Source organism: Belliella aquatica (genome assembly GCF_014637795.1).
Lineage (GTDB): Bacteria > Bacteroidota > Bacteroidia > Cytophagales > Cyclobacteriaceae > Belliella > Belliella aquatica.
This window is the reverse complement of the sequence record NZ_BMFD01000019.1, coordinates 57,854-58,624: the sequence shown is the minus strand read 5'-3', so window position 1 is coordinate 58,624 and position 771 is coordinate 57,854. Positions and strand designations below refer to the sequence as shown.

Here is a 771-nt window from a genome sequence, read left to right as displayed (position 1 = left end):
TCGAAACCTACTATTACTCCACCTATTGGAGCTTCAGACTGCACCGCTATCCAAGTGTAGGTCACTGTCTCGGTTCCTGTGGTTGTTGAGCTCAACTTGATACCCGTTTCATCTCCTGAACAAATTACCTCAAAAGCTGGATCTGCCAGTACTTGTGCCACTGGATTGACCGTGATCGTGAAAGTCATTGGAGCTCCTTCACAACTCTCACCTTCATGAGTAAAGGTTGGCCTTACTGTCACCGTAGCTACAATGGACTCTGAACTGGCATTGACTCCTTTGAAAGCAGGAATATTTCCTATTCCTGATAGAGGAAACAAACCAATGTTTTTATCGATTTCCCAAGCATAAGTCGTAATCCCTATAGTATTGATGGTAGAGAAATTAATTGCTTGAGTATCCTCTCCCTGGCAGATCACCTGATCATCCTCCTGATCCACTTGCCCAGCCGGACTCACTGTCACTGGTACAGAGATTGTCGTACCCGCACAATCTCCAAAATATGGAGTAATCTCGTAAGTCACTACACCGGGGCTTGTTCCAGTATTGATAAGTTTATCTTCAATTACACTTTGTATCCCTGTCGCATTTTGAGTCGAAAATCCTGTGATATCAGCTCCTATTCCTGCAGGTGATGTTGTCACTGAAGCTGTCCAGCTAAAAGTCATAGCTGTTGTACCCGTGCTTTTGGGACTAAGTGTGATGTACGTAGTTCCATCTGAACAAATCACATCTGAATTGGGTGCTGCTTCGACTACAGCAACTGGATTC

The 771-nt window shown here is 44.5% G+C and carries 1 protein-coding gene; it reads right to left on the bottom strand.

The window, feature by feature from the left end; genetic code table 11:
• Window positions 1-771 (bottom strand): PKD-like domain-containing protein (locus tag IEV57_RS17490; RefSeq protein ID WP_188444339.1); only part of this gene is annotated, 771 nt, incomplete at both ends.